Source organism: Stenotrophomonas muris (genome assembly GCF_052751275.1).
This window is the reverse complement of sequence record NZ_CP199879.1, coordinates 3,965,217-3,987,043: the sequence shown is the minus strand read 5'-3', so window position 1 is coordinate 3,987,043 and position 21,827 is coordinate 3,965,217. Positions and strand designations below refer to the sequence as shown.

Below are 21,827 nucleotides of genomic sequence, written 5' to 3'. Positions count from 1 at the left end.
ACTACCCCTGCGGCAACCGATGCATCGCCCTGGTAGGTGCCAACCTTGGTTGGCACGAAATCCACAGCGCCGACCAAGGTCGACATCTACCAAAACCGGTTGCCGGCCAGCGGCCGGGACTACCCCTGCAACAACCGATGCATCGCCCTGGTAGGTGCCAACCTTGGTTGGCACGGAATCCACAGCGCCGACCAAGGTCGGCAGCTACCAACGGCGGTTGCCGGCCAGCGGCCGGCACTACCCCCTGCAACAACCGATGCATCGCCCTGGTAGGTGCCAACCTTGGTTGGCACGAACCCACAGCGCCGACCGAGGTCGGCATCTACCAAAACCGGTTGCCGGCCAGCGGCCGGCACTACCCCTGCAACAACCGATGCATCGCCCTGATAGGTGCCAACCTTGGTTGGCACGAACCCACAGCGCCGACCGAGGTCGGCATCTACCAAAACCGGTTGCCGGCCAGCGGCCGGCACTACCCCTGCAGCAACCGACGTTGCAACCGCTCCACCGCACGCTGCAGCAGCACCCGGTTGCGGCCCAGCTTCATCCACTGCGGCAGGCGCGAGAACATCGAACCGTTGGTAACGCCCGCGCGCTCGCGCAGAGGCGCGGCAGCGTAGTCGTGCAGTGCCTGCAGGTGGGCTTCGTTGTAGGCCCACAGCACGCCGGCCGCGGTCTTTTCGACCAGCCGCAGCGGCAAGCCGAAATGCGGATCGATCGCCTCAGTGCCACGCCATCGCGACAGCGTGACCTCCACCTCGCTGCTGCGTCCGCACTGACTGCAGTCCGCCGCCAGCGTCCGCAACGGCGACACTGCACGCGCACGGTGCAGCTCGGCGCGGACCCATTTGTGCCCGCAGTATCCGCAGGGACGATAGCCGCTGTAGCGCACGGGCCCGACCCAGTCGCCCGCGGCACAGCAACCGCAGCCGCATCCACTGTCGAGGGCTGCGCTGCAGCCCAGGCAGCGGAAACGTCGCGATTCCGGCGTCCGCACCACCCAGCCGGGCGTATCGCAGCGGTGGCAGCGCACCGCGATGCGGTCCGAATAGCGCCACAGGGCGTGGCCGTCATCCAGATGCCGGCCCGGCAGCGGCGCAGGCCGCAGGTCGCGATTGCGCCGCACCGTCATCAGACGTAGATCCGCGTCGGCGCCTCGTCGACGATCGCGTGCGGCACGAAGCGCGCACTGTCGCGGGTGATCGCGCTGTCATCCTCGCGGATGCCGATGCCGCAGGCATGGTCACCGATCACCCAACTGCCGATCAGCGGATAGCCGCCTTCGAAGCGGGTGAGCGGATGCGCACGCTGGATGATCGCCGGGCCGTCGTAGGGACCGTCGCTGCGTTGGGTGCTGCCATCGGCCAGGTGCATCTCGATGTTGGCGCCTTCGCGCGAGAACAGCGGTTTGCGTACCCAGCCCGACGCCAGCGCGCTGCCGTCATCGAAATGCGCTTCCAGCAGGTTCGGATGGCCCACGTTGCGCTGCCACAGCAGCGGCAGGATGCCCTTGTTGCTCAGCACCGCCTTCCAGGCCGGTTCCAGCAGCTGCACGCCCGAACCGGGCAGCGCGCGGCCGAATTCCTCGGCCATCAGGTCTTCCAGCGGATACAGCTTGAACAGCGTGCCGATCACCGAATCGTCCAGCGCGGTGAAGCGTCCGTCCTCGGACAGGCCAATGTCCTCGATGGCGATGGCCTGGCCATGCAGGCCGGCCTGCGACGCACAGTCGCGCAGGTACTCGACCGTGCCGCGGTCTTCCTCCGAACTGCCGACCGCGCTGAAGTACAGCGGGGGCGGCAGCTGTGTGGCGAGGTCGCCGAAACGCTCGACCAGCGCCTCATGGATGGCGTTGAACTGGTCGGCATGCTGCGGCAGGCGACCGGCATTGCGCTGGTCTTCCAGCCACTGCCACTGGAAGAAGCTGGCTTCGAACAGCGAGGTCGGCGTGTCGTAGTTCAATTCGTACAGCTTGGCCGGACCGGTACCGTCGTAGGCCAGGTCCAGGCGGCCATAGAGGTGCGGCTGGCGCTGGCGCCAGCTGTCGGCGATCCAGTCGCGGTAGTGCGACGGAATCGCCAGCTGGTCCATCAAGCGTTCGCTGCCGATGACATCACCGACCAGATCCAGCGCCATCTGGTGCAGCTCGGCGCTGGGGTCTTCGATGTCCTGTTCGATCTGGCGCAGGGTGAAGGCGTAATACGCGCGTTCATCCCAGTACGGCTGGCCGTCGATGGTGTGGAAGCGGAAACCCGCCTCTTCCGCGCGCGCCCGCCACTGGGCACGCTCGGCAATCCGGATGCGCTGCATGGGTCGATCAGCCGCCGTAGCTGCCGCTGGTGCTGCGGCGTGCGCTGGTGTTGCCGAAGCCACCACGGCTGGCAGTGACCGCACGGTTCGGCTCGCTGGTGACCGGGGCCAGGCCGGCCTTGCCAGCACCGATGCCGCTGGCGGTGTTCAGGCCACCGGTGCCGCCCGGTGCCGGGCGCGCCCAACCCGCATTCTTGTCCTGGTAGGCCGGTGCCGACGCCGGCGCCTGCGGGGCGAGGCCGCCGCGGTTGCTCAGCATCTGCGACATGAAGAAGCCCATCATCATCGGGCCGATGAACGAGGTACCGGCCGAGGTGTGCTGCTGCACGCACTGTTCCGGCTTGTAGTCCTTCTCGCAGGCTTCCTTGCTGGCGTACTTCGGCGCCGCATCGGCGGCCTGCTTCTGCGCTTCAGCGAACGCATTGCGGCACGACGACGGATCGCCGGTGGCCTCGGTGCAGGCCTCCACCGAGGTATACAGGCCTTCCTGCACCTTCACCTCCGGCTCCTTCTGGCAGGCGGTGAACAGCAGCGGCGCGGCGCTCATCAGCAGCAGCGCGGTGGTGCGGGAACGTTTCATGGCCTCATGCCCTGTCGACGGATCAATGCCCCAATGATGCCAAATCCGGGCCAGCAACCGGAATCGGCAAAGTGCGAAAGATGAACGGACTTTCATTTTCGTCGGCATTGGGGTCAGAGCCCATCGCGCCGCGATGGGATCCGACCCCAGGCGACGCACCGCTCTGGTAGGTGCCAACCTTGGTTGGCACACATCCCGCGGCGCCCGGTCATGCCCGGCGCGCGCAGCCAAGTCTCCGGCAAGAAGCCCCCTTGTTGTTCAAGGGGGGCGCGCCGAAGGCGCGGGGATAAGGGGAAATGCGCGGACCGCCAAGCCGCTGCAAGCGGTGAAGGTGGTTGCAGCAGCAACCGAAAAAATTGGCCATGATCGGCTGACCCCCACGTCGTACGGCCCGCCCGTTCCGCCCGCCATGCCCGAATACCGTTCCCGCACCTCCACCGCCGGTCGCAACATGGCCGGCGCCCGCGCCCTGTGGCGCGCCACCGGCATGAAGGACGGCGACTTCCACAAGCCGATCATCGCCATCGCCAACTCCTTCACCCAGTTCGTGCCCGGCCACGTGCACCTGAAGGATCTCGGCCAGCTGGTCGCGCGCGAGATCGAACAGATCGGCGGCGTCGCCAAGGAATTCAACACCATCGCCGTGGACGACGGCATCGCGATGGGCCACGACGGCATGCTGTATTCGCTGCCCAGCCGCGAGATCATCGCCGACGCCGTGGAGTACATGGTCAACGCGCACTGCGCCGACGCGCTGGTGTGCATCAGCAACTGCGACAAGATCACCCCCGGCATGCTGATGGCCACGCTGCGCCTGAACATCCCGGTGGTGTTCGTCTCCGGCGGGCCGATGGAAGCGGGCAAGACCAGGCTGTCCGAGCACAAGCTGGATCTGGTCGATGCGATGGTGGTGGCCGCCGATGACAGCGCCTCCGACGAGAAAGTCGCCGCGTTCGAGCGCAGCGCCTGCCCCACCTGCGGTTCCTGCTCGGGCATGTTCACCGCCAACTCGATGAACTGCCTGACCGAGGCGCTGGGCCTGTCGCTGCCCGGCAACGGCACCACGCTGGCCACCCACGCCGACCGTGAGGCGCTGTTCCGCCGCGCCGGCCGCCTGATCGTCGAACTCTGCCATCGCTGGTACGGCGGCGAAGACCCCAGCGCACTGCCGCGCGGCATCGCCACCCAGGCCGCGTTCGCCAATGCGATGACCCTGGACATCGCCATGGGCGGCTCCACCAATACCATCCTGCATCTGCTGGCCGCCGCACAGGAGGCGGAGGTCGACTTCGACCTGACCCACATCGACGCGCTGTCGCGGCGCGTGCCGCAGCTGTGCAAGGTGGCGCCGAACACGCCGAAGTACCACATCGAGGACGTGCACCGCGCCGGCGGCGTGTTCGGCATCCTCGGTGAACTGGACCGTGCCGGCCTGCTCGATACCACGGTGCCGACCGTGCACAGCGCCAGCCTGGCCGACGCGCTGGAACGCTGGGACGTAGTGCGCAGTGACAACGACACCCTGCATGCCTTCTTCAAGGCCGGCCCGGCCGGCATCCCTACCCAGGAGGCCTTCAGCCAGGCCACGCGCTGGCCGACCCTGGACATGGACCGCGCCGAGGGCTGCATCCGCTCGCTGCAGCATGCGTACTCACTGGAAGGCGGCCTCGCCGTGCTGCGTGGCAATCTGGCCGTGGATGGCTGCGTGGTGAAAACCGCCGGCGTGGACGAATCGATCCACGTGTTCGAAGGCCCCGCGCGTGTCTATGAAAGCCAGGACGCCGCCGTCGCCGGCATCCTCGCCGACGAGGTGCAACCGGGTGAGGTAGTGGTGATCCGCTACGAAGGGCCGAAGGGCGGCCCCGGCATGCAGGAAATGCTCTACCCGACCAGCTACCTGAAGTCGAAGGGACTGGGCAAGCAGTGCGCGCTGCTCACCGATGGCCGTTTCTCCGGCGGCACCTCGGGCCTGTCGATCGGCCACGTCTCGCCGGAAGCCGCCAGCGGCGGTGTCATCGGTCTGGTGGAGAACGGCGACCGCATCCGCATCGACATCCCGGCCCGCCGCATCGACCTGCTGCTGGATGAGGCCACGCTGGCCCAGCGCCGCGCCGACGCCGACGCGCGTGGCTGGAAACCGCGCGCGCCACGCCCGCGCAAGGTCACCAGCGCGTTGAAGGCCTACGCCCTGCTGGCCACCAGCGCCGACAAGGGCGCCGTACGCAACACCGCCCTGCTCGGCGATTGATGCCGATCCGGTAGTGCCGGCCGCTGGCCGCCATCTGGGAAAAGGGGACGGAGGGGATTAAGTCGTTTGAGGCTCAAACGACTTAATCCCCTCCGTCCCCTTTTTTCAGCCGATCACGCGCTTGAACGGGGGCAGCGCGTCGATGATGCGCTTGCCGTAGCGGCGGGTCAGCAGCCGCGAATCAAGAATGACCACGCGGCCGGTGTCGGTGGAGGTGCGGATCAGGCGGCCGGCGAACTGGGTCAGCGTGCGCAGCGCATGCGGAATGGCGATCAGGTTGAACGCGTTGAGCCCGCGTCCCTCGAACCACTCGCTGAGGGTGGCGGTCTGCGGGTCGGTCGGCACGGCGAACGGCACCTGGGTGATCACCACCGTGGTGCAGGCCTCGCCGGGCAGGTCGAGGCCCTCGCCGAACGAATTCAGGCCGAACAGCACCGAGCCCTCGCCTGCCTCGACACGCCTCAGGTGTTCCTCGATCAGCCGGGTCTTGGACATCTCGCCCTGCACCAGCACCTGCTTGCGGCGCGCAGCCGGCATCAGCCCGGCCACCTTCTCCATCTTCCAGCGCGAGGTGAACAGCACCATCGAGCCCTTGGCCCAGTCCAGTTCGGTGTCCAGGTAGCGCGCCACTTCGCGCGGGTGGCCTTCGCGGTCGTCCGGCGTGACCGGGAACTTCGGCACGATCAGTTCGGCCTGGTTGGGCAGGTCGAACGGCGACGACAGCGAGACCATCTCGGCCTCTTCCGGAATGCCGTTGTCGATCGCCAGCGACTGGAAGTCGCCACCGCCGGTCAGCGTCGCCGAGGTCATCACCACCGAGTCCACTTCATCCCACAGCAGCTTGCGCAGCACGTGCGCGGCCGACACCGGCGAACCGTGCAGCACCAGGTCGCCATCGCGGGTGGCAGTCACCCAGCGCGCCATCGGCGGCGCGCCGTCCTTGTCTTCGCGGCGCCACGCCTGCCACAGGTTGTACTGCTGCTCGATCATCTCCAGCGCCATGCCCAGGTTGCGCTGCAGGCGCTCGCGCGCGGCATCGTCCGGCTTGCCCTTGGCCACCTGCGTGGTGGCCGCATGCGCCCAGTTGTAGAGGCTGCGGGTATCGTCGGCCAGTGCCTCGATCGGCTCGCGCCAGGCCTCGGGCAGGCGTCCATTGGCCGCGCGCCACATCGGCTCTTCGTCCGCCGGCGCCGGCATCCACACCCGCTCGATGTGATCACGGAACGCGCGCAGCTGCTTGGCCACGTTGCTGGCGACTTCGATCGCTTCGTTGGGCAGCAGGTTGCCCAGCCGGTCCTTGTCGACCGCGCGGTACGCACCGGCGATCAGGATCTGCAGGCGGCCGGTGCGCTTGGCCATCTCGTCCAGCGCGAGGCTGGCCGCGCCCTGGTCGATCGCCACGTTGCCGATGTGATGGCCTTCGTCCAGCACCAGCAGCATGTCCGAGGGTGGCGCGATCAACGGCTGGCCGTTGTCGCTGTCACCGATCGACAGCGCCGACAGCAGCAGCGCGTGGTTGGTGACCACGATCTGTGCGTCGCGCACCGTATTGCGCGAGCGCAACACCGCGCACTGCGCCGAATAGGCGCAGCGTCGCCCGGCACAACCCGAGGCCGGCGTGGTGATGCGGCTGCGCAGGCCGGGACTGATGGTCTCCGGCGCATTGTCGATATCGCCATCCCAGCTGCCGCTGGTGAAGGCGTCGGTCAGGCGTTTGGCGATGTCCATCTCGATCGGCGCCAGCGGCCGGTCGAACAGTGGCGCGTCATCCTCGAACATGCCGCCCTGCGAGCCCTCGCCCTGCGCCTCGGCGGCATTGCGCGTGCACAGGTAGCGGGTGCGTCCCTTGGCCAGCGCCACGGTCGCTTCCAGGCCGGTGGCCTTCAGGAAATTCGGGATATCGCGCTCGACCAGCTGCGACTGCAGCGCCACGGTGCCGGTGCTGATCACCAGCTTCTTCTTGGTGGCCAGCGCGATCGGCACGCCTGCGGTGAGGTAGCCCAGGCTCTTGCCGACGCCGGTCGGCGCCTCGACCACGCCGACGCCACCGCTTTTCGACAGCGCGCGCGACACCACGCCGATCATCTGGCTCTGCGAGCGACGGGTGGAGAAGCCGGGGGTGTTGGCCTGCAGCGTCGTGTACGCCTTGCGGATCGCGTCCTTCAAGGTGTCATCGAGCGTGCGCGGAGCGGCGACGGTTTCGGTCACGCCGGGAACTACCGTAGCTGGATCAGGCCGGTCATTGTCGCATGGCCGGCCGCGTTCACTGTTGCTGGCACCCTGAACGAGCCAGCGACGACGCCCGCCGGCGCGCACGGTCCGAAGCCCGCGCCGCACAGGGGCGAAACACGCCGGGCGTGGCCCGGCGCCAGCGCTCAGGCGACCGGGGCGGGACGGCTACGCAGCAGGCGCACCAGCGCCCACACCAGCAGCACCACGCCAATGGCCTCGACCATCGCCAGCGCGAAGTGCACCACGCCGAAGATGGCGCTCATGCCCGAGATGGCGCTGAAGTTGCCGCTGCTGACCAGCCACATCGGCAGCATGCCCGCCGCCAGGCCACCCAGGCTGGACAGCAGCAACAGCAGCAGGCCGACCAGCGCGCCGGTGCGGGTGGCATCGCGCGGCGCACCGACCACCCAGACCAGGCCGACGCACAGCGCGATCAGCACCGGCAGGCGCACGCCGACCATGCTCAGCACGGTCACCATCAGGGTTGTGCTGTCCATCGGTCAGTCCTCGCCGGCCAGCACGGCCGAGCCCTGGCGCAGCGACTGGTAGACCTCGCCGGTCTGCGGGCGCACGCCGTGCCACTGCAGGAAGCTCTCGGCGGCCTGCTCGACCAGCATGCCCAGGCCGTCGACGGTATTGCGGCACTGCGCCGCACGGGCCCAGGCCAGGAAGGCGATGGCCGCCTCGCCGTAGTTCAGGTCGACGGCAGTGGTCATCGAATTGACCAGCGACAGCGGCAGCTTGAACTCGACGTCGCGGTCGCGGCCAGCCGAGGTGGCATTGACGATCAGTTCGAAGTCGCCGAGGTCGCGCAGGTCTTCCCAGTAGCGGCTGATCGCACGGCCGGGCTCGCCCATCGCGTCGATCAGTTCGTCGGCGCGCTCCGGCGTGCGGTTGACCACCACCAGTTCGGTGATGCCGGCATCGAGCAGCGCCGGGGCGACGCTGCGCGCCGAGCCACCGGCGCCGATCATCAGCACGCGGCGACCGCGCAGGTCCAGGCCGTGGCGGTCGGTCAGGTCGCGCACCAGGCCGATGCCATCGGTGGTGTCGCCGTGCCAGCGGTCGCCCTTGCGCAGCAGTGTGTTGACTGAGCCGGCGCGGCGCGCGCGCGCGGTCAGCGTGGTGCACAGCGAGAACGCGGCTTCCTTGTGCGGCAGGGTGACGTTGGCGCCGACACCGTCCTCGGCGGCGAAGGCCTCCAGTCCGGCCAGGAACGCATCCGGGGCCAGGTCGATCGCGCGGTAGTCGATGGCGATGCCTTCCTGGCGACCGAACGTCGCGTGGATCTGCGGCGACTTCGAGTGGGCAACGGGGTGTCCGAAGACGGCGTAACGGTCGGTCATGGAATCCTCAAGCTGGCTAGACTGATGCTCTTTCGTGCACGGAACCGGATGATGCGCATCACCCCGCCCCTGCTGGTGCTCGCCGCCAGTCTACTCTCTGCCCCCGTGGCGATGGCGTTGAACGAGTACGGCATCGAAGGCATGGGCGTGGTCTCGACCCGCGCCGACGAAGGCCGCGCCACGATCAGCGCCGATGGCCAGCGCATCGTCTTCGCCCGCCGCGGCGAGGCCGGCTGGGGCCTGTGGCAGGCACGCGTGGTGGACGGTCGCTGGCAACAGGCACAGGTACTGCCGGTAGGCGTGGACGGTGAAGCGCGCGATCCCTACTTCAGCCGTGACGGCCGCTGGCTGCTGTTCGCGGCCGGCCGCGAGGGCGCGCTGGCGCTGTACCGCGCCGCGTTGGCCGCCGACGGCCGGCTGGGCCCGGCGCAGCCGCTGGCCGGTGACGGCGGGCGCCGCGAAGAGCGCGGGCCGGCCCTGAGCGCGGACGGCAAGCAGCTGTTGTTTGCCCGCCAGCAGGGCCGTGGCGCCGGCTGGGACCTGTTCGTGGCGACGCTGGATGCGCAGGGCCTGCGCGGCCCGGCCAGCGCACTGAGCGCGTTGAACAGCGCCGACGACGAGACCGACGGCGACTGGCTGGGCCAGGACGGCGCCGTGGTGTTCAGCCGCGGCAATGGCAGTACCGCGCAGGTCTGGAGCAGCGGCTGTGCGTGGAGCGGTGTAGCGCTGCAGCCGCTGGGGCTGTCGTTCAACCAGGCCGGCGGCTGGACCGGTGCGCCGGTGGTCGACAACGCCAAGCCGGGCGAGATGATGGTGGCCAGCAGTGCAGCGAAGGCGCCGCGTGCCGGCGGCGTGGACGTGTACCGGTTGGCGGTGCCGAAGGTGGCGGCGGTGGCCGGGTGCGCGCGGTAGATCCACGCCATGCGTGGATGGCCGTTTGGTAGATGCCAACCTTGGTTGGCATACGTGAAAGCGCCAACCAAGGTTGGCGACTACCAGTAGATCCACACCATGCGTGGATTGAAACGCCCCGTCAGCGCGACAACACCTTGGCGCGCAACTGCTCGTACTCCATCTCGCTCAGCTGGCCGTTGTCCTTGCGCTGGTTCAACGCGGCCAGCTCGGCCTGCACGGTCTCCGGCAGCGCCTGCTCACGGGCCACGTGGCGGGCAGCGGAGAGCTGTTCCGGCGGGCGCTTGCCGGCCCGCCAGGCGGCGATGAAGACAGCGACGATGATGGCGCCGAACACCAGCGTACCGGTGCCCCAGATCAGCCATTGCATCCATCCCAGTTCGGGTCCCATCGCGCAGTCCTCCGTCTATCGTGGCGCTATTGTCAGCGCTCGCGCAGCCATCGCGCCACCTGCGGCGCGAAATAGGTCAGCACACCATCGGCGCCGGCCCGCTTGAAACCCAGCAGCGACTCCAGCACGCAGGCGCGTTCGTCCAGCCAGCCGTTGGCGAAGGCGGCCTTCATCATCGCGTACTCGCCACTCACCTGATAGGCGAAGGTCGGCACACCGAATGTCTCCTTCACCCGGCGCACCAGGTCCAGGTACGGCATGCCCGGCTTGACCATCACCATGTCGGCGCCCTCTTCCAGGTCCAGCGCGATCTCGCGCAAGGCCTCGTCGCCGTTGGCCGGGTCCATCTGGTAGGTCTTCTTGTCGGCCTTGCCGAGGCTGGCCGCGCTGCCCACCGCATCACGGAACGGGCCGTAGAACGCCGAGGCGTACTTGGCCGAGTAGGCCATGATGCGCACGTTGATGTGGTTGTCGGCATCCAGCGCACGGCGGATCGCGCCGATGCGGCCGTCCATCATGTCCGACGGCGAGACGATGTCCACACCGGCCTCGGCGTGCGACAGCGACTGCTTGACCAGCGCTTCGACAGTGATGTCGTTGAGCACGTATCCCTTGTCGTCGATGATGCCGTCCTGGCCGTGGGTGGTGTACGGGTCCAGCGCCACGTCGGTCATCACTCCCAGTTCCGGGAAGCGCGACTTCAGCGCGCGGATCGCACGCTGCGCCAGGCCGTCCTCGGCCCACGCCGCCGACGCGTCCAGCGACTTCAGCGACGGGTCGATCACCGGGAACAGGTCGATCACTGGAATGCCCAGTTCCAGCGCTTCTTCGGCCACCTTCAGCAGCTCTTCGATCGACAGCCGCTCCACGCCCGGCATCGACGGCACTGCGGTGCGGCCCGCCCGTTCGTGCACGAACACCGGGTAGATCAGGTCGTCGGTGGTCAGCGTGTTCTCGCGCATCAGGCGGCGCGAGAACTCGTCGTGGCGCATGCGGCGCGGGCGGTAAAGCGGGTGGGACATGGCAGGCTCCGAGGAGTGGCTATTGCAACAGGTAGCCCTGCGGCAGCAGGGGTTCGGGCAACGGGCGTTCGCCGAGCGCGTCGAGCTGGTCGATCTCGATCGTGCGCACCAGCGCGTCCAGCGGCAGGTCGTTCGGCTCCAGGCCGAACGGGTCTTCCATTTCTTCGCCCAGCTGGTCCAGGCCGAAGAAGGCGTAGGCCAGCACCGCCGACAGCACCGGCGTGCCCCAGCCCAGCGAGCTGGCCAGGCCGAACGGCAGCAGCACGCAGAACATCCATGCGCAGCGATGCAGCAGCAGGGTGTAGGCGAACGGCAGCGGCGTGGTGAGGATGCGCTCGCAGCCGGCCTGGATCGACGACATCGCGTGCAGGCGCTCTTCCAGCTGGGTGTAGAGGATCGGGTCGAGTTCGCCGGCGCGCAGGGCCTGGGCCAGCTCGGCAGCGATCATCGACAGCAATGCGTCGGGCACGTTCTCGCGCTGGCCCAGCTGCTCGCGCTGCGGCTTGTCCAGCCACGGCAACGCCGCCAGGGCCACGATGCGCCCGCGCAGGCGCGCGGCCAGCGCATGGGCAAAAGCCGTAGTGAGGTAGGCGATGCGGCGGCGGCGACCGGCGTCATCGGCCAGCAGCAGGTTCACCTGGCGGGCCAGCGAACGCGATTCGTAGACCAGCTGGCCCCACAGCTTGCGGCCTTCCCACCAGCGGTCGTAGCAGGCGCTGTTGCGGAAACTGAGGAAGATCGACAGCACCAGGCCGAGCAGGGTGAACGGCGTGACGGAAACGCGCTCGATGCCGGTCGGCGGCGCCAGCTCCACCACCGCGGCCACCGCGATGGACAGGATCAGGATGGCCAGCACCTTCGGCGCGATCGCTTTTACGATCGAGCCGCGCAGGATGTACAGCAGTTGCCAGCCGTGGGGACGGGGTCGGATGATCATGGGGCAGCCGCGCCGGGCGCGGATTCACAGGCACGCGGGGGGCTCGCGCAGCCGTTCATTGTACGCCCCTGCCCGGCCCGCGGCCGTGTACCTGCGACGCCCTGTCGCACCCGGCGATGCGGCTCAGATCACGCCGCCCCCCAGGCCCAGGCGCAGGATGCCGACCACCACCACGATGCCGTTCAGCACCAGCCCGGCCCAGGCCCGGCCGCGCTTGGTCGGGTGGGTGAACAGGATGCCCAGCGCGGCGATCACCGCGCCCACGGCGGCGAACGGGATCAGGAACCAGTTGCCCCAGCCCAGCAGCGGAATCAGCGCCAGGATCATCCACAACAGCGCCAGTACGCCCCACAACAGACTGATCACGCCCATTCCACTCTCCCGCAGTTGGTTCCTGTCTGTGCACCATAGTCGTTCCCGCCGTCGCCGCCTACTGCCGTTGGCGGGGCTGTCACCAGCAGCGTGCTAGCGTGCCGCCGTGCCTGCTCTGGGCCGGGTGTTGGCGCCGATTCAGAGTGGCCCGCCGATGATCGCAACCAGTCCTACAGGGGTCGTGCCATGAACATCCGTTGGGCCGCGTTGGCGGCCATCCTGCTGGTCGCCGCCGGCTGTGCCAGCACCTCCAAGGTCATGCTGGGGCGCGCCCGCGCGCCGATCGATCCGGCACTGGTGCAGATCTATTCGACGCCGCCGGCCGGCTCCCAGGAAATCGCCCAGCTGGAATCGGCGTCTGCCGTGGGCTTCGGCACGCAGGGCCAGACCGATGCAGCGGTGGCGCGCCTGAAGCGCGAGGCCGCAGCGCTGGGCGCCAATGGCGTGGTGCTGATGGGCGTGGGCAGCAGCGGCTCACCGGTGGGCATGTCGGTGGGTGCCGGCACGTTCGGCTCGCATGTCGGCGGTGGCGTCGGCATCGGTATTCCGACCACGCAGAAGCGCGCCGCCGGCGTGGCGATCTGGGTGCCGAACCCGGAACCCCCGGCACGACTGCCGACGCAGGTGATCACCCCGCAGCGGTGACGCGGCAGCATCACCGCAGGTAGTGCCGGCCGCTGGCCGGCAACCTCAGGAATCCTCCCGACGTCAGGGGAATGCCGGCCAGCGGCCGGCACTACCGGGGGGTGTTCAGCGCTTGTACTTCGGCACGAACACCTTGTTCACCGCGTCGGCCAGCTGGTCCGGCGGCAGCAGGCCCTGGTCGAGCAGGAAGTTGTTGAACGCCAGGCGGTCGAACTTCGCACCCAGTGCCAGCTCGGTCTGCATGCGCAGTTCCAGGATACGGGTGTAGCCGTAGAAGTAGCTGCCGGCCTGGCCCGGCATGCGCACCATGTAGCGGTCCAGTTCCTGGGTGGCCATCGCCTTGGACAGGCCGACCTGCTCCATCAGCACGCGCTCGCCGTTGGCGCGGTCGGTCAGGCCGAGGTTGAGCATCGGGTCGAGCATCGCGCGTGCGGCGCGCAGCAGGCGGAACTGCAGGGCGATCATCTGCCCGTCCAGCGGCTCGTACGGCACCATCTCGGCCTCGGCATACAGCGCCCAGCCTTCCACGTTCACCGAATTGAACGCGAACATGGTGCGTGCCAGCGACACGCCGCGCTCGACCATCGCGGTGAACTGCAGCTCGTGGCCGGGGCGGCCTTCATGCGCACTCAGCGTCCACGCCGCCGCACCGAAGTTGAAGTCGTCGTACTGTGCGCCCGGGCCCGCGGCCGGGTTGCCCAGCGGCAGCACGAAGGTGCCCTGCTGCCCGGTGTTGTTGACCAGCGGCGCAGGCAGGAAATGCGGGGCCGGGCTGGCCGCGCTCTCGGCGGCCGAACCCAGGCGCATCTGCATGGCGCGCTTGGGCACGTCGACGATGGCGTGCTCGCGGATCAGCGGATCGATCGCATCGATCACCTTGCGGTAGTGGCCTTCCAGATGGTCGTCGGCGATCTTGTCGGCCTTCAGCGCGCGGATCACCGCCACCGGGTCGCTCGGGTCGGCCACCTTCAGGCCCTTCTCCTTCACCACCAGCGGCGCCAGCTGCTGCATCGCCGAGCGGGTTTCCATGAACTCCAGCTGCGCACGCTGCATCAGCAGCTTCGGGTCGATGTCGATGCCGACCTGCTTGAGCTGGTAGGCGTACAGCGGCGCCGGCAGCCGTGCGTCGGTGCGCGCCTTCGGCAGCACGGTCGAGCGCGTCCAGCTGGCGTAGTCCTTCATCTGCCCGGCCAGGGCCTTCATCGCTTCATCGGCGCCGGCGATCTGGTACTTCTTCAGCAGCGACTCGATGCCGCTGATGTAGGTCTCGACGTTGTCCAGCGACTGCTGCACTTCGATCTTCGTCGGCTGCAACAGGCTGCTGTCCTTCAAGCGCTCTTCGTAGCGCTGGCGGGCCAGCGTGGTGAACGCGGTGCCGCCCGGCTGCAGGCCGGCATAAGCCTTGAGGCGGTCGATCGCCTTGGCCCGGCGCTCCGCCGGCACCTGGTCGGACAGCAGCAGGTTGAGGCCGCTGAACACCGTCTGCGGCGCGTCACTCCACGGCAGCAGGTACTTCTCGTTGAGCTCACTGCCTTCGATGTTCTGGTTGGCGGCGTGGATCATGATCTCCAGGTCCTGGCGGACGTTGGGATCCTGCTCGGTGGCCAGCTTCGCCTTCAGTTCGTCGCGGGCCTTGGCCATCGCGGCGCGGTAGCGCTTGCCGTTGTCCGCGCCGAGGTCGGCCACCTTGTCGTCGTAGCCGGGCACGCCGAAGAAGCCGGTTTCTTCCGGCTGGAACGGGCCCTGCGCATCGAGCAGGATCTGCGCCAGTGCGTTGCTGCGGGCGACCCAGGCCGGGCTGGCCGGTGTGGCGGCCTTGGCGGCGGGTGCCGCCAGCGCCGGCGGTGCGGACAGCAGCGGGGCGGCGGTCAGGGCCAGGGCAACGGCCAACGCGATCGGCTTCATGGTGCACTCCAGGACAGGGTTGCCCGCACCCTACGCGCTCAGCGCGGTGGCGACAATCGGCCGGAGGTCACAACGCTGCGGTCAGCGGGCATTCGCCGCGTTCGCGGCAGGCCTGCAGTTCGCATTCCTGCGCGGCCTCATCGTCATCCAGCGCAGTCAGGTCGAAGGTCTGCTTGTTCTCGCCCAGCACGTACATCACCGGGTAGTCCCACACGTCGTCACTGCGGGTGCCCTTCACGAACAACCGGCCGTGTGCGCGGGGGCCTTCCAGGGCCACGGTCAGGCCGACATCGCGCTGGCCGTTGAGCGCGGTCTGCATGCTGCCCAGCGGCATCGATTCGATACGCAGCGGCTCGCCGAAGGCTTCCACCAGTTCGATGCTGCAGCCGGCGCGACGCATCGCCTCGCGCATCGGTGGGCTCTCGCGTGCCGCCTCACTCCAGCGCAGCACGCTCCAGGCCACCGTGCCACCGGCCCCGGCCAGCACCAGCAGCACGGCCACGGGCATCGCCCAGCGCCAGTGGCGGGACCACCAGCCGGCGGGCTTCGGGCCGTGGGTGGGAATCGGCGGCGGCAGTGTCATCGGCGGGCTCCTTCCCGTCTGTGTTTCAAGGCTTCAGGCAGCGCCCCAGGAAGGCTTCGGCCACACGGTAGCGATGCAGGGCATCGGCGCCGGACAGGCCATGCTTGGCACCCGGGTAGGTCATCAGCTCGAACGGCTGGCCGCGCTTCTGCAGCGCGCTCATCAAGCTGGTCGAATTGGTGAACAGCACGTTGTCGTCCGCCATGCCGTGGATCAGCAGCAACGGCGAGCGCAGCCCATCGATGTGGGTCAGCACGCGCGCTTCACGGTAACCGGCGTCGTTGCGCGCCGGCAGGTCCATGTAGCGCTCGGTGTAATGGCTGTCGTACAGGCCCCAGTCGGTGACCGGGGCACCGGCCACGCCGCAGGCGTACTGGTTCGACGCCTTGGCCAGCAGCATCAGGGTCATGTAACCGCCGTTGGACCAGCCCTGCACGCCGATGCGCGCCGGGTCCACCCACGGCTGCTGCTTGAGCCAGGCCACGCCGCGCAGCTGGTCGGTCACTTCCACCGTGCCCTGCTTCCCGTACAGCGCACCACCGAAGTCGCGGCCGCGGCGCGGGGTGCCGCGGTTGTCCAGCGAGAACACTACGTAGCCCTGCTGGGCCAGGTACTGGTTGAACAGATGGTCGCCACGGCCGGGCCAGCTGTCGGTGACAGTCTGGCTGGCCGGGCCGCCATAGACATACACCGCCACCGGATAGCGCCTGGACGGATCGAAGCCGGCCGGCTTGATCAGGCTGTAGTGCAGCGGCGTCTTGCCGTCGGCGGCGGTGAGCGTGCCGAACTCGACCGGGCGCTGCGCGTCGCGGTAGCGCGCATACGGGTGCTTGGGATCGGCCAGGTTGTTTTCCACCAGTGTGGCGATCTTCTCGCCGTTGGCGCGGAACAGCTCGATCTGCGGCGGCGTGGTGCTGTTGGACCAGCTGTCCACATAGACGCTGGCATTGCGGGCGAACGTGGCGCTGTGCATGCCCGGCGCCTTCGACAGGCGCTGCGGCTCACCGCCCTGCAGCGATACCGCGTAGATCTGGCTTTCGCGCGGGCTTTCGATGCCGGCACGGAAGTAGGCCTTGCCGGCCGTCTCATCCACCGCCAGCAGCTCGTCCACCGGCCAGTTGCCGTGGGTCAGCGCGGTGGTCTTGCCGTTGCTGTCGATGCGGTACAGGTGCTGGAAGCCGGTGCGCTCGGACGACCACAGTACGCTGCCGTCTTCAAGGAAGCGCAGGCTGTTGTGCAGCGGTACCCAGGTCGGGCTGGTCTCGTGGGCGAGTACGCGCTGGCGGTTGGAGTCGAGTGCCACTTCCACCAGGTCCAGCTGCTTCTGGTCGCGTGACTGGCGCTGGAAGCTCAGGTGCTGCGGATCGCGCCAATCGACGCGGGCCAGGTAGATGTCCTGTTCCTTGCCCAGGTCGACCCAGCGCGGCTGCGCCTCGGCGGCAGGTGCGATCACGCCCAGCTGCACGCGCACGTTGGCGTCACCGGCGGCCGGGTAACGCTGTTCGATCACATCGGTGCGGTCGGCGTAGACCTCGTAGCGCTTCTGCACCGGCACCGGTGCCTCGTCGATGCGCGCGAACGCGATGGCCGAATCGTCCGGTGCCCACCAGTAACCGGTGTGGCGGTCCATCTCTTCATCGGCGACGAACTCGGCCACGCCGTTGCCGATGGTGGTGCTGCCGTCGCGGGTCAGCTGCAGCTGCTTTCCACTGGCCAGGTCGATCACCCACAGGTTGCGGCCGCGGATGAAGCTGACGAAGCCGCCCTTGGGCGACAGCTTGGCGTCGGTGGCGAAGCCCTCACCGTGGGTCAGCTGGCGCACGGCCGCCGCCCCCTGCTGCTTCAGGTCGTACAGGTACAGCTCGCCGCCCAACGGGAACAGCAGGCGCTGTGCGTCCGGCGACCACTGGTAATCGACGATGCCGGTCATCGCGGCGATGCGCTGGCGCTCGCGGCGCGCCTTTTCCTCATCGCTGAGGGTCTCGGTGCCGGGCAGCACCACCTTGGAATCAACCAGCAACCGGGTCTGGCCACTGCCGATGTCGTAGGTCCACAGATCCAGCTGGTTGCGATCGCTGTCCTTGCCGCGCAGGAAACTGACCTGCGAACCGTCCGGCGCCACCTTGGGCTTCATCAGGGTCGGGCCGGACAGCGGCAGCGGGCCGGTGATGGCCTCCAGGGTCAGCTTTTCGGCGTGGGCGGCGGTACTGGTGGCGAGCATGAGGGCAAGCGAAGCGAACAGGTGGCGCATGGAGGATCCCGGCAAACGGCAGGTCCGCCCGGCGGCGGGCGCGGGGCGGTCGTTCCCCCATCCTAACCAAGCCCGTGCAGGAAGGCAGCATGACCTTCTGCCCATGCTGCGGTGCTGGGGTCAGGGCCCTTTGCGTTGCAAAGGGATCCGACCCCGCGGCGGGTCAGCGCTGGCCGAACAGGTGCTTGCGCTCTTCGTCGCTGAGCGGCTTGCCGGCGTTCGGGTTCACCTGCTGGCGCAGCGCATAGGCGCGCTGGGTGGCCGGGCGCGCGGCGATGGCCTCGTGCCAGCGCTTGAGGTTCGGGAACGCGGCGAAGTCCACCGGCAGCTTGTCGTAGGCGCCGATCCACGGGTAGCTGGCCATGTCGGCGATGGTGTACTCGTCGCCGGCCAGGAAGGCGTGCTGGGCCAGGCGCTTGTCCATCACCCCGTGCAGGCGGCGCACTTCGTTGTCGTAGCGCTCGATGGCATAGGGAATTTTTTCTGGTGCGTACACGTTGAAGTGGCCCATCTGGCCACTCATCGGGCCCAGGCCGGCCATCTGCCAGAACAGCCATTCCAAGGTGGTCACGCGGCCGCGCGGGTCGCTGGGCAGGAAGCGGCCGGTCTTCTCGGCCAGGTACAGCAGGATCGCACCGGACTCGAACACGCTCTGCGGGGCACCGCCATCGGCCGGGGCGTGGTCGACGATGGCCGGCATCTTGTTGTTGGGCGAGATGGCCAGGAACTCTGGCTTGAACTGGTCACCCGAGCCGATGTTGACCGGGTGGATGCGGTACTCCAGGCCGGCTTCCTCCAACAGCAGGGTCACTTTGTGGCCGTTCGGGGTGGGCCAGTAATACAGGTCGATCATGGCGTCGGCTCGGGGTGCGGAAAGGAACCTGAAGTCTAGTGCGTGAGTTGGGTTGGCACCGTCATGGCGGGCCGGTAACCTCGCGGCTCCCCCGAAACGCACTGTCCTGCATGAGCCACAGTCCCCGTCCCCTGTCCCCGTTGTCCTCGCTGATCTTCGCCTCGCGCTGGCTGCAGCTGCCGCTGTACCTGGGCCTGATCCTTGCCCAGTGCGTCTACGTGTTCCTGTTCGGCAAGGAACTGTGGCACCTGCTGTCCCACTCGGTGTCGATGGGCGAACAGCAGATCATGCTGATCGTGCTGGGCCTGATCGACGTGGTGATGATCTCCAACCTGCTGGTGATGGTGATCGTCGGCGGCTACGAGACCTTCGTCTCGCGCCTGCGCCTGGAAGGCCACCCGGACCAGCCGGAATGGCTGAGCCACGTCAACGCCAGCGTGCTGAAGGTGAAGCTGGCGATGGCGATCATCGGCATCTCCTCGATCCACCTGCTGAAGACCTTCATTGCCACCAGCGCGCTGAAGGGACTGCCACTGTGCAAGCCGGAACAATGGGCGGCAGCAGTGTCTTCGGCTTCGACCAGCTTCTACAACGCTGGCGTCGATACCTGCACGACCATGACCCAGGAAGGCGTGCTGTGGCAGACCATCATCCACTGCGTGTTCATCCTGTCGGCGATCGGCATCGCCTGGACCGACAAGCTGATGTCCAACGGCCACAGCAAGTCGCACGACAAGGCACACGACTACTGAGGTCGCCGCCGGCCACGACATGATCGCCGCGGCCCCACCCGGCCACCACCCCTTGTGCGGGGCGGTGGCCGGGATGCTAGATTGCATCCTCGCCGTTGCCGGCGGTGGCGTCGGGAAACGCTACCCTGCCGCGCCTGGACCACGGGTCCCGGCCATGCATATCAATGATTTACGTCACGTCGTCTTCTAAAGGGGAGCAGGATGTCGCACGTCTCAACGATCACCGCCGCGCGCCGGTGGCTGCCGGTTGCCTTGGCACTGGCGCTGGCCGCCTGCTCGGGCAAGGAAGAATCCGCAGCACCGGCTCCGGCCGCCGCCCCCACCGCCGCTGCACCTGCCGCACCGGTGGTCGCCGCCAAGGTGCAGTCGATGGGCACCGAGCAGCTGCGTGAGTCGGCCAGCCAGGCCCTGCGCGAGAACCGCATGTACGCGCCGGCCGGCGACAACGCCATCGAGTACTACCTCGCCCTGCGCGACAAGACCCCGGACGACGCCTCGGTGAAGAGCGCGCTGACCGACCTGCTGCCGTACACCCTGATCGCCGCCGAGCAGCACCTGGGGCGCGAGGACTACACCGAAGCGCAGCGGCTGGTGGCGCTGATCGAGAAGGTGGATGCATCCGCGCCGGCCCTGCCGCGCCTGAAGGACGGCCTGGCCAAGGGCGTGCAGAACGCGGCCAAGCGCACCGAGGCCGAAGCCGAGAAGGCCAAGAAGGACGCCGAGGACCGCAGCAAGCAGCAGACCGAACAGCAGCGCCTGGCCGAGCAGCGTGCCAAGGAAGCCGACGCGGCCAAGCAGATCGCTGCGCAGCAGGATGCCGCCCGCCGCGACAACGAGCGCCAGGAAGCCGAGCGCCAGGCCGCCGCGCGCCGCGAAGCCGAGCTGAAGCAGCAGCAGGCCGCCGCCCAGCAGGCCAGTGCCGCACGCCAGGCCGCGGCTCCAGCGGCCGCTGCGGCGCCGAACCTGCGCCCGGTCAGCACCCCGGCGCCGCGCTATCCGTCCGAGGCACTGCGTGCAGGCACCTCCGGCGAAGTGCTGGTGGAAATCACCGTCGGCACCGACGGCTCAGTGACCAACGCCCGCGTATTGCGCGCAACACCGTCGCGCGTCTTCGATCGCGAAGCCATGAACGCGGTCAAGCGCTGGCGCTTCGAGCCGGTCAGCGCACCGGTCACCACCCGCCGTACCCTGGTATTCGCCCCGGGCGGCACCTGACCGCAAAAAGGGGACGGAGGGGATTAAGTCGTTTCCGCCCCCGCAATGAGGACACGGCCCGGCATGTCCGGGCCGTGTTCGTTTCAGGAGAGGCTGTCGATCAGGCGTTGCAGTGCCGGATCGCGCGCGGCCAGCACCTGGAACAGGCCCAGCGCATGCAGGCCCGGCAGCAGCCCACGCAGATCTGCTTCGGCGGTGGCCCGGGTGGCGTCATCGCTGGCGGGGTCCTGCCAGTCACGGACGCTGGCGAGGAAGGCGCCGACGCTGCCCTTGCGCACGGTGAGGCCGTTTACCTGTACTTCGTTCTGGTGGTCGGGAAGGATGTCCTGGGGCTGCATCGGGGCGGCTCGTGTTGAAATGGGCGCCCAGTGTGGCGCGCGCGGATCGGCGCTTCTGCCGTATAACTGCCAATGGATATGGCAGATCAGACACCGACCGGCTTGATTGATCCGGCATTGGCGGACGCCGACGACGGCCCCATCGTGCTGGCCGGCCAGCTGCGCGTGCCCGGGAGGCGGCGCACCGCCCGCCACCAACACCGGCGCGGTCAATTGCTGGGCGCCCATCAGGGCCTGTTGCGGATCGAAGCCGGGAATCTGCAGTGGCTGCTTCCGGCCGGGCACGTTGCCTGGATACCGCCGCTGCTGCCCCATGCGCTGCTCGGGGCAGACGCATTCGATGGCTGGAGCCTGTACGTCCGCGCCGATACCGGCCTGGATCTGCCCCCGCTGCCCCGTATTTTCCAACCCGATGCGCTGTTGCAGGCGGCGGTGACGCGCGCACTGCGCTGGCCGCATCAGGCACTGGACGCTGCGCAGGCACGCCTGGCCGGCGTCATCGCCGATGAGATCCGTGCCAGCACTCCCTTGCCATTTGCCCTGCCACAGCCGCGGGATCGCCGGTTGCGGCGGATCGCGGCGGCGCTGGCGCGTTCGCCGGACGACCTGCGCAGCGTCGAAGCGTGGGCAGCCGCCAGCGGACTGTCCAGCCGCAGCCTCGCCCGCCGTTGGCAGGCCGAAACAGGCATGGCCCTGGGCCAGTGGCGGCAGCGCCTGCGCGTGCTGCTGTCACTGCCACGCCTGCTGGCAGGCGAGCCGGTGATCAGCGTCGCCCTGTCGATGGGCTACGACACCCCCAGTTCCTTCATCAACGTATTCAAGCGCGAGATGGGGGTAACGCCCGCGCGGTACGCAAAAGGGGACGGAGGGGATTAAGTCGCTTCTGACTCCTCCGATACGCCTGCGCGGCATTACCTGATGCCCTACGCCACGGT

General features: G+C 68.4%; 21 protein-coding genes. 6 read left to right on the top strand and 15 right to left on the bottom strand.

Annotated features, from left to right (window positions below):
• Window positions 1–472: 472 nt before the first annotated feature.
• Genes ACUVWL_RS18470 through ACUVWL_RS18460 form a run of 3 tightly spaced genes read right to left on the bottom strand, consistent with a single transcriptional unit; the run spans window position 473 to window position 2,890 of the window.
• Entirely contained in the window at window positions 473–1,132 is a 660-nt protein-coding gene (locus ACUVWL_RS18470) for a hypothetical protein (protein WP_169411994.1), read from the bottom strand.
• Window positions 1,132–2,310 carry a glutathionylspermidine synthase family protein gene (locus tag ACUVWL_RS18465; RefSeq protein ID WP_445978644.1) on the bottom strand — a complete coding sequence of 393 codons (1,179 nt, stop codon included), beginning with the start codon at window positions 2,308–2,310 and terminating at the stop codon, window positions 1,132–1,134. The genes ACUVWL_RS18470 and ACUVWL_RS18465 overlap by 1 nt, the downstream gene beginning before the upstream one ends.
• A 7-nt stretch (window positions 2,311–2,317) precedes the next feature.
• Entirely contained in the window at window positions 2,318–2,890 is a 573-nt protein-coding gene (locus tag ACUVWL_RS18460; protein ID WP_005420172.1) for a DUF1190 domain-containing protein, read from the bottom strand.
• A gap of 409 nt (window positions 2,891–3,299) precedes the next feature.
• On the opposite strand from ACUVWL_RS18460, the gene ilvD reads away from it, so the two are divergent.
• The gene (gene ilvD, locus ACUVWL_RS18455; protein WP_445978643.1) at window positions 3,300–5,138 is read left to right on the top strand and encodes a dihydroxy-acid dehydratase; all 1,839 of its coding nucleotides are present in this window, start codon (window positions 3,300–3,302) and stop codon (window positions 5,136–5,138) included.
• Window positions 5,139–5,243: 105 nt separating this feature from the next.
• Here the strand turns inward: ilvD and dinG are convergent, their stop codons facing one another.
• The 3 genes from dinG to aroE all read right to left on the bottom strand — a co-directional run bounded on the left by dinG (window position 5,244) and on the right by aroE (window position 8,716).
• Window positions 5,244–7,346: an ATP-dependent DNA helicase DinG gene (gene dinG, locus ACUVWL_RS18450; RefSeq protein ID WP_014648788.1), complete on the bottom strand. Its 2,103-nt coding sequence runs from the start codon at window positions 7,344–7,346 to the stop codon at window positions 5,244–5,246.
• Window positions 7,347–7,513: 167 nt separating this feature from the next.
• A complete protein-coding gene (locus ACUVWL_RS18445; protein ID WP_014648789.1) occupies window positions 7,514–7,867 on the bottom strand; it encodes a hypothetical protein in 354 nt (117 codons plus the stop codon).
• A gap of 3 nt (window positions 7,868–7,870) precedes the next feature.
• Complete coding sequence (aroE, locus tag ACUVWL_RS18440; RefSeq protein WP_445978642.1) at window positions 7,871–8,716, bottom strand: shikimate dehydrogenase; 846 nt, start codon at window positions 8,714–8,716, stop codon at window positions 7,871–7,873.
• A 48-nt stretch (window positions 8,717–8,764) separates the two neighbouring features.
• On the opposite strand from aroE, the gene ACUVWL_RS18435 reads away from it, so the two are divergent.
• Window positions 8,765–9,628, top strand: coding sequence for a TolB family protein (locus tag ACUVWL_RS18435; protein WP_111206068.1), 864 nt, complete (start codon window positions 8,765–8,767; stop codon window positions 9,626–9,628).
• Window positions 9,629–9,749: 121 nt separating this feature from the next.
• Here ACUVWL_RS18435 and ACUVWL_RS18430 read toward each other — a convergent pair whose 3' ends face one another.
• From ACUVWL_RS18430 to ACUVWL_RS18415, 4 genes are all read right to left on the bottom strand, one after another.
• A complete protein-coding gene (locus ACUVWL_RS18430; RefSeq protein WP_032959066.1) occupies window positions 9,750–10,019 on the bottom strand; it encodes a hypothetical protein in 270 nt (89 codons plus the stop codon).
• Window positions 10,020–10,051: 32 nt separating this feature from the next.
• Window positions 10,052–11,041, bottom strand: a complete 990-nt coding sequence (gene hemB, locus ACUVWL_RS18425) for a porphobilinogen synthase (RefSeq protein WP_014648793.1) — start codon at window positions 11,039–11,041, stop codon at window positions 10,052–10,054.
• Window positions 11,042–11,060: 19 nt separating this feature from the next.
• On the bottom strand, window positions 11,061–11,978 hold the full coding sequence (locus ACUVWL_RS18420; RefSeq protein WP_014038878.1) for a bestrophin family protein: 918 nt from the start codon (window positions 11,976–11,978) through the stop codon (window positions 11,061–11,063).
• 123 nt (window positions 11,979–12,101) lie between these two features.
• Window positions 12,102–12,350 (bottom strand): hypothetical protein, encoded by a 249-nt coding sequence (locus ACUVWL_RS18415; RefSeq protein ID WP_005420185.1) that lies wholly within the window; start codon window positions 12,348–12,350, stop codon window positions 12,102–12,104.
• Window positions 12,351–12,536: 186 nt separating this feature from the next.
• On the opposite strand from ACUVWL_RS18415, the gene ACUVWL_RS18410 reads away from it, so the two are divergent.
• Window positions 12,537–12,995, top strand: a complete 459-nt coding sequence (locus ACUVWL_RS18410) for a hypothetical protein (protein WP_005420187.1) — start codon at window positions 12,537–12,539, stop codon at window positions 12,993–12,995.
• 105 nt (window positions 12,996–13,100) lie between these two features.
• Here the strand turns inward: ACUVWL_RS18410 and ACUVWL_RS18405 are convergent, their stop codons facing one another.
• The 4 genes from ACUVWL_RS18405 to ACUVWL_RS18390 form a co-directional block, all read right to left on the bottom strand.
• A complete protein-coding gene (locus ACUVWL_RS18405) occupies window positions 13,101–14,900 on the bottom strand; it encodes a DUF885 domain-containing protein (RefSeq protein ID WP_046433089.1) in 1,800 nt (599 codons plus the stop codon).
• Between the two features lie 67 nt (window positions 14,901–14,967).
• Window positions 14,968–15,483 (bottom strand): cytochrome c oxidase assembly factor Coa1 family protein, encoded by a 516-nt coding sequence (locus ACUVWL_RS18400; protein ID WP_134809410.1) that lies wholly within the window; start codon window positions 15,481–15,483, stop codon window positions 14,968–14,970.
• A 25-nt stretch (window positions 15,484–15,508) separates the two neighbouring features.
• On the bottom strand, window positions 15,509–17,734 hold the full coding sequence (locus tag ACUVWL_RS18395) for a S9 family peptidase (protein WP_445978641.1): 2,226 nt from the start codon (window positions 17,732–17,734) through the stop codon (window positions 15,509–15,511).
• A 163-nt stretch (window positions 17,735–17,897) separates the two neighbouring features.
• Window positions 17,898–18,587, bottom strand: a complete 690-nt coding sequence (locus ACUVWL_RS18390) for a glutathione binding-like protein (RefSeq protein WP_014648797.1) — start codon at window positions 18,585–18,587, stop codon at window positions 17,898–17,900.
• A gap of 110 nt (window positions 18,588–18,697) precedes the next feature.
• Here ACUVWL_RS18390 and ACUVWL_RS18385 point away from each other — a divergent pair, with 110 nt between their 5' ends.
• Entirely contained in the window at window positions 18,698–19,339 is a 642-nt protein-coding gene (locus ACUVWL_RS18385) for a TIGR00645 family protein (RefSeq protein WP_445392003.1), read from the top strand.
• Between the two features lie 201 nt (window positions 19,340–19,540).
• The gene (locus ACUVWL_RS18380; protein WP_014648799.1) at window positions 19,541–20,554 is read left to right on the top strand and encodes an energy transducer TonB; all 1,014 of its coding nucleotides are present in this window, start codon (window positions 19,541–19,543) and stop codon (window positions 20,552–20,554) included.
• 83 nt (window positions 20,555–20,637) lie between these two features.
• Here the strand turns inward: ACUVWL_RS18380 and ACUVWL_RS18375 are convergent, their stop codons facing one another.
• On the bottom strand, window positions 20,638–20,892 hold the full coding sequence (locus ACUVWL_RS18375; RefSeq protein ID WP_049442042.1) for a hypothetical protein: 255 nt from the start codon (window positions 20,890–20,892) through the stop codon (window positions 20,638–20,640).
• Window positions 20,893–20,970: 78 nt separating this feature from the next.
• Here ACUVWL_RS18375 and ACUVWL_RS18370 point away from each other — a divergent pair, with 78 nt between their 5' ends.
• Window positions 20,971–21,768, top strand: coding sequence for an AraC family transcriptional regulator (locus ACUVWL_RS18370; RefSeq protein WP_445979175.1), 798 nt, complete (start codon window positions 20,971–20,973; stop codon window positions 21,766–21,768).
• Window positions 21,769–21,827: the final 59 nt, after the last annotated feature.